Source organism: Curvivirga aplysinae (assembly GCF_009711445.1).
GTDB classification, from domain to species: Bacteria; Pseudomonadota; Alphaproteobacteria; order UBA8366; family Aestuariispiraceae; genus Curvivirga; species Curvivirga aplysinae.
In genome coordinates this window covers 1-6347 of sequence record NZ_SMMC01000067.1, presented here as the reverse complement: position 1 = coordinate 6347, position 6347 = coordinate 1, and the positions used below count along the sequence as shown (strand labels likewise).

The 6347-nt window shown below is 43.8% G+C and carries 7 protein-coding genes; 1 reads left to right on the top strand and 6 read right to left on the bottom strand.

Annotated features, from left to right (window positions below; all coding sequences use genetic code 11):
* Together E1160_RS01080 and E1160_RS01075 are read right to left on the bottom strand one after the other, a co-directional pair.
* Window positions 1–766 (bottom strand): tRNA1(Val) (adenine(37)-N6)-methyltransferase (locus E1160_RS01080; RefSeq protein WP_155153143.1); only part of this gene is annotated, 766 nt, incomplete at its 3' end.
* Window positions 767–771: 5 nt separating this feature from the next.
* A complete protein-coding gene (locus E1160_RS01075) occupies window positions 772–984 on the bottom strand; it encodes a putative signal transducing protein (protein WP_155153142.1) in 213 nt (70 codons plus the stop codon).
* 178 nt (window positions 985–1162) lie between these two features.
* Here E1160_RS01075 and E1160_RS01070 point away from each other — a divergent pair, with 178 nt between their 5' ends.
* Window positions 1163–2185 (top strand): polyprenyl synthetase family protein, encoded by a 1023-nt coding sequence (locus E1160_RS01070; protein WP_155153141.1) that lies wholly within the window; start codon window positions 1163–1165, stop codon window positions 2183–2185.
* A 37-nt stretch (window positions 2186–2222) separates the two neighbouring features.
* Here E1160_RS01070 and E1160_RS01065 read toward each other — a convergent pair whose 3' ends face one another.
* From E1160_RS01065 to E1160_RS01050, 4 genes are read right to left on the bottom strand one after another with little or no spacing between them, the layout of a single operon-like run.
* Window positions 2223–2807: a histidine phosphatase family protein gene (locus tag E1160_RS01065; protein WP_155153140.1), complete on the bottom strand. Its 585-nt coding sequence runs from the start codon at window positions 2805–2807 to the stop codon at window positions 2223–2225.
* The gene (locus E1160_RS01060; RefSeq protein WP_155153139.1) at window positions 2807–4096 is read right to left on the bottom strand and encodes a multidrug effflux MFS transporter; all 1290 of its coding nucleotides are present in this window, start codon (window positions 4094–4096) and stop codon (window positions 2807–2809) included. The genes E1160_RS01065 and E1160_RS01060 overlap by 1 nt, the downstream gene beginning before the upstream one ends.
* On the bottom strand, window positions 4042–4656 hold the full coding sequence (locus E1160_RS01055) for a histidine phosphatase family protein (RefSeq protein ID WP_155153138.1): 615 nt from the start codon (window positions 4654–4656) through the stop codon (window positions 4042–4044). The genes E1160_RS01060 and E1160_RS01055 overlap by 55 nt, the downstream gene beginning before the upstream one ends.
* A complete protein-coding gene (locus E1160_RS01050) occupies window positions 4646–6274 on the bottom strand; it encodes a GMC family oxidoreductase (RefSeq protein WP_155153137.1) in 1629 nt (542 codons plus the stop codon). The genes E1160_RS01055 and E1160_RS01050 overlap by 11 nt, the downstream gene beginning before the upstream one ends.
* Window positions 6275–6347: the final 73 nt, after the last annotated feature.

Here is a 6347-nt window from a genome sequence, read left to right as displayed (position 1 = left end):
CCTGTCCTGCCCAAAGGATGGTTTCAGCTTCTTTCGTGTATCGGCGACCTTCTTCGTGCAAACATAACCCCGGATGCATGACAGCTCCCCCCTTCACAGCTTTACGTCCACGAATAATAATACGCTTTGCAGCCTCACCTGCTTTTGGCCAAAGAGGAATAATTGTAATCTCTCCCAATTTCCCCTGCAAATGAGACAATATTTCATGCAGCCGATCAGCTCGCTGAATCATCACAAACCAGCCTTTTTGTTTTAGCTTTTTTAAACCAACATCCAGCCATTGATCCATGGTTACATGTGACTCAATATTAGCTTTTTGCCGAATCTCGTCTGGGGAATGTTGGGCTTTTGCAAAATCCACATAGGGCGGATTTGTTATCACTAAATCAAAGCTATTACTTTCAATGCCTTCAATATACTTCTCCGATAAATCCCCATGCACTGCTTTAAACAAAGCTCCAAAATCATTTCGACGCGCATTTTCAAGAGATAGCTTAGATAAATCTTCCTGCATTTCCAAAGCAATCATTTCTATATTGGAAACTCGATGAAGATAACATAAGCCTGCAGTTCCAACGCCAGCCCCCAAATCAAGGGCCCGACCTTTTGATAAGACAGGTGCAGCTGCAGCAAGCAATACAGGATCCATAGCAGCGCGATAGCCAATTTTTGGTTGTAAGATTTTAAGCTGCCCACCTAGGAAAGCATCATCGGTTACTCCACGTGATTGCATATCATCCGACAAACTATTCAGAATATCTTGCATCACATTTATTCCGCATTAAGGTCTAGATTATCTATAATGGATTTAGCCATAAAGTAATCTTCATCCACAACCATCAGTCTTTTGGGGAAAAGTCCATTATCACCATAAAGACTACTCATATTTTGATCGAAGACCAAAACATCTATTTCCTGCTCGGCTAACATAGCTTGAATATAGGAAATTTCCACCGGGTCGAGGCTGACATATATCTCTTTCATAGATGAATACCTAAAAAATCCCTATTTTTCGACCATTTTTAAACGCATTTGCTTGACCCATCGCCCGCAATACTTATGTTGCACCTTAATGGAATGAGGGTGCCGTGTATCGGCCATTTGGTCAAGCATCCACATCTTAAAGACAGATTTATAGAACCGTATGGTCAAGGAGCCTCCTATGGGTGTTGTCGTCGACATCAATGATGGTCAATCTTCTGAGAAAGCACCAAGCATCGATAAACTTATGAAGCTTGTTGAAAATGATATCGTTAAGGTTAACCAACATATCATCGACAATATGCAAAGCCCTGTGGCATTGATCCCACAATTAGCTGGTCATTTAATTGCAGCTGGCGGCAAACGCTTACGCCCGATGCTTACATTGGCCGCGGCACAATTATGCGGATATACGGGCAGCCGCCATATCGGCTTAGCTGCTTGTGTTGAATTCATTCATACAGCCACCTTATTACATGATGATGTGGTAGATGAATCAGACCTTCGCCGAGGTCAAGATAGCGCAAGGGCCATCTGGGGCAATGAAGCATCCGTTTTAGTCGGTGACTTTTTATTTTCTCGTTCCTTCCAGCTAATGACTGCTGATGGCTCGCTTCCAGTCTTGAAAATCCTTTCTGATGCGTCTGCTATCATTGCAGAAGGTGAAGTGCTGCAATTAATGACTGCACATGACCCGAAGGCAAGCGAAGAAGATTACCTAAACGTTATCAAATGTAAAACAGCACAGCTTTTCGCAGCTGCCAGTCAGATTGGCGCGGTTGTTTCGGACCGTTCCAAAGAAGAAGAAAAAGCACTCGAAAACTTTGGTATGAATTTAGGCATCGCGTTTCAATTGATTGATGATTATTTGGATTACTCCGCGAAGCAAGCTGACTTAGGAAAAGCTGTCGGTGATGACTTCCGTGACTGTAAAGTAACCTTACCAATCATTTTGGCGTGGAGCCGCGGCTCAGAAGAAGAACGCGAATTCTGGCTTCGTACAATTGAGCGTGAAGAACAAAATGACGATGATCTTGAAACAGCAATGGAGATCATGGAAAAACATAATACCCTGCAAGACACAGTGGAACGTGCACGTCATTACGGTTCTATGGCAAAAGATGCCTTAGGCATCTTCCCTGACAACGAAGCAAAGGCTTGTTTAAAAGAACTGGTAGATTTCTGTATCTATCGTGCATATTAAGATAAAGGCCCGTAGAACGGGCCTTTTTATTTATGATTTAAATTGGAATATATTCGAAATCCCAGCTTGTATCATTCACAGGGAAAATGCGGATTGGCGACGCATTTTTCAAGTCTTCATTACCAGATAATCCTAAAATATCACGTAAAGCCCAGAAGACACCGCCATGGGCCACAATCATCGGCAATCCGTTTGCTTTAATTTCTTGCGCATTTTCCAGTGAATGAATTAACCCACGCTTAATCCATTTTAACTGATCTTGATAGCTATCCCCACCTTCGTAGGAAATCTCTCCCTTTCGCCATGCATGATATAACCCGTCATCTTTTTGGCCTTCCAAAGATCCAAAATCGGGTTCTCGTAAATCGTCGTCTGCCCTTACAGGAATATTATGCGGGACGGCAATAATTTCAGCAGTTTCAAACGCTCGTTTTCTTGGGCTGGCATAGACAGATTTAATAGGTAATTCTTTCATTGCGTCGGAAGCATTACGAGCTTGCTGTCGTCCCGTTTCATTCAACGGAATATCAGAGATACCCTGAACTAAATCTTGTAAATTCCAATCCGTTTGCCCATGACGAAGATAGATAAACTCTACTCTTGGGATATCTAATCTACTCACTATACTTTTTCCTTCAACTCAACTTTCTCAGTCAAAAAACCTAAGATGAAATAGGCAATACAGCCAAAAGATAGAATTCCTCCCATCACCGTCACCATCGGTAACGCGGTCCCATCATACATCATCCCCACTATCAAGCCGCCGAAGGCACCCCCCGCCATCTGCATGGAACCGGACAACGCCGATGCAGAGCTACGTTGACCATCACCTGCAGCTTCCATAATGAAAACTGGCCCTGTGGCAAACACAAATCCGATTCCCATACCAAACAACATCATGCCTGCTGCCAGAACATATAAATCTTCCACGCCTATCATGACGGGGATAAATAAAAGCCCGCCAGACACTAAAGCAATGACGCAGCCCGTCGACACAAGTAAATGGCTATCAATTCTCTTCGCAAGCCTGCCGACGCCCAAACTTCCCACCATATAAGCAACGACCACGATTCCATGAAAATAGCCGAAATTTTCTGTCGCTACACCCAGCCGCTGAATGACAACGAAGGTACCCGCCGTAAGATATGTATAAAGAGAACCTGTGACACAAATCATCAAAATTGCATAACGCCAGAAAGATAAATTCACCATCAACTGACCATAACCGGACGCAATTTTCCGGAATTTTAAGGCATTGGGATCAGGATATCCGGTATCGGGTAATATTTTCCAAACGAAAAAACACATCACAACAGCCATGCCAGCAAGCGCATAGAAATTTGCCTGCCATCCAAGCCAAACAAAGATATACCCACCAATTATGGGGCCGACCGCAGGGACTAACCCAATCACGACACCATAAATACTCATCAGCTGAATAGACTCTTCTCGAGAGTATAAAGATCGAATAACAAGTATCACAACAACCGAAGGCACACTTCCAAAGAATCCTTGCAAAACACGCCCTGCGATTAACGCCTCAACGGACCAGGCCAAAGCACAACCAATTGATACGAAACAGAAGCTAATCAGCGCCCCGGCCAATAACTTCCGATGGCCGATACGATCCGATAAGGGGCCATGGACCAATTGCGCGATAGAATATGCCAAAATATTCAAACTCATTGTCAATTGAACAGTTTTGGGATCACTGTCTAGTAAATCAGGTAAATGTGGTAAGCTTGGGGTATATAAATCTGTCGATAAGATACTCACACCACTGGAACCAATTAACACAGCAGGAATCAACCACCGAGCTTGTGACTTTGGCAATTTATCTGATTGATATTCGCCCATCACATCATTCCCCCGACAACATTTACCCATTCCATTAAAGGCTTCATCTGCCACTTACCCTGTTCTGTATATAATCTGACAGGTGTTGCATTTGGAATGTCTAGCTCACCTCCAATATCGAGTGCATGACAGATTGCCCAATAGATACCACCATGGGCAACAATTAGAGGCAGCCCCTTCTGGTGTTGACTAGAATGAGCAAGAGACGCGTTCAACCCTCTGATCACACGTTGTTGAAACTGTAAAAAACTTTCCGCGCCTTCAGGGCAATACTCACCAGCCCGCCAATCAGCAGCCCAGCCCTGACGCGCTTGCCCCTGCGCCTCACCAAACATCGCTTCGCGTAAATCATCTTCCTCATAAAAAGGAACGTTATGTGTCTGTCGAATAATTTCTGCTGTTTTCTTTGCGCGTAACAATGGGCTGGTTACAATATAAGAAATATCAGCCTGTGTTAACAGATTGGCGACATCATGTGCCTGTTGCAATCCTGTTGCGTTGAGTTCAATATCTGTATGGCCCTGAATACGTCCCTGCAGATTCCAATCCGTTTCACCATGCCTTACAAAAAGGAACTCATATTGCTTTTCAAGACATAATAGATTATCGCGCATCTTCTAAAATCATATCCGCTGCTTTTTCACCAATCATAATCGCCGGTGAATTTGTATTCCCCGACACTATATTTGGCATAATAGAAGCATCGGCAACACGCAACCCTTCTAATCCATGCACACGCAATCTGGAATCAACCACCGCCATATCATCACTACCCATTTTACAAGTGCCAATCGGATGGAAAATAGTTGAGGCAATATTGCCAGCCTCCTTAACCAATTCATCTTCAGATTGGAAAGAAGGCCCTGGCAATAACTCTTCTGGTTGATATGCCTTTATGGCATCTGATTCCATAATCTTACGCGCCAAACGAATAGATTTGGCAGCAACAATTTTATCACCTTCCGCAGAAAGGTAATTGGTTGTAATCGCCGCCTGTTGATCCTGATCTTTAGATTTAATATGAACAGACCCACGGCTTTCTGGTCGCAAATTGCAAACAGAAACAGTAATCGCCGGAAATGGATGCAATGGGTCACCAAGTTTGTCCGTACTTAACGGCTGAATATGAAATTCTAAATCTGGTGTTTCCAAAGAGGGATCACTTTTCGCAAATGCGCCCAGTTGACTTGGCGCCATCGCCAATGGTCCAGAACGATTTACCAAATATTGCAATCCCATACCTATCTTACCAAACAAGCTATTGGCTTTCTGATTAAGGGTTATCGCATTTTGAATCCGGAAAACTGTACGAATTTGAAGATGATCTTGAAGATTTTCACCCACACCTTTCAAATCATGTTTCACATCAATTCCTATATGTGAAAGGAAGTCAGCCTGACCAATACCGGACATCTCCAAGATTTTTGGTGAGTTAATAGCGCCCGCAGATAAAACGACTTTTCGCCCCGCTTTAGCTTGGTAAGTCTTTCCCTTAGATCGAAATTGGATACCGATCACTTTCTTGCCTTCAAGGATCAAATGATCCGTATGAGCATGGGTCCAGACAGTAAAATTTGGACGATCCATTGCAGGTCGCAAAAATGCTTTTGCCGTGTTCCAGCGGACACCACCTTTTTGGTTCACCTCGAAATAGCCAACACCTTCGTTATTTCCATCATTGAAATCGTCACGGCGCGGTATGCCCACTTCTTCTGCAGCATTTTGAAAAGCGTCTAGAATATCCCAATGTAAACGTTGCTTTTCTACGCGCCACTCTCCACCTTCACCATGTAGCGCCGTTTTGCCTTTATAGTGATCTTCAGACTTGGTGAAATAAGGCAACACATCATCCCAGCTCCACCCTTCATTGCCCATCTGGCGCCACATATCATAATCACGGGCCTGACCACGCATATAAATCATTCCGTTGATAGAAGAACATCCCCCCAACACCTTACCGCGTGGATAATTCAAACTACGTCCATTTAAACCGGGGTCGGATTCCGTCTTCATCATCCAGTCCGTTTTAGGGTTATTCATCGTATAAAGATAACCCACAGGGATATGAATCCAAGGATAGGTGTCTTTGCCACCAGCTTCCAACAACAAGACTTTATTTTTAGGGTCGGCAGACAACCGGTTGGCCAGTGCACATCCCGCAGAGCCCGCGCCTACAACGATATAGTCATACTCACCTGCATGCTCATAGGGCAAATCAGACGCTTGTGCCATTTTGCAGACTCCCTCCCAAGAATTATCTTTTTATTTGTGCAAAAATAACCACACAACCTTAAAAACTATAGAA

Bases quoted from the DNA above. Each gene is read 5' to 3' on its own strand.
- E1160_RS01075 (WP_155153142.1), bottom strand. From the start codon at position 984: ATGAAAGAGATATATGTCAGCCTCGACCCGGTGGAAATTTCCTATATT.
- E1160_RS01050 (WP_155153137.1), bottom strand. From the start codon at position 6,274: ATGGCACAAGCGTCTGATTTGCCCTATGAGCATGCAGGTGAGTATGAC.
- E1160_RS01055 (WP_155153138.1), bottom strand. From the start codon at position 4,656: ATGCGCGATAATCTATTATGTCTTGAAAAGCAATATGAGTTCCTTTTT.
- E1160_RS01070 (WP_155153141.1), top strand. From the start codon at position 1,163: ATGGGTGTTGTCGTCGACATCAATGATGGTCAATCTTCTGAGAAAGCA.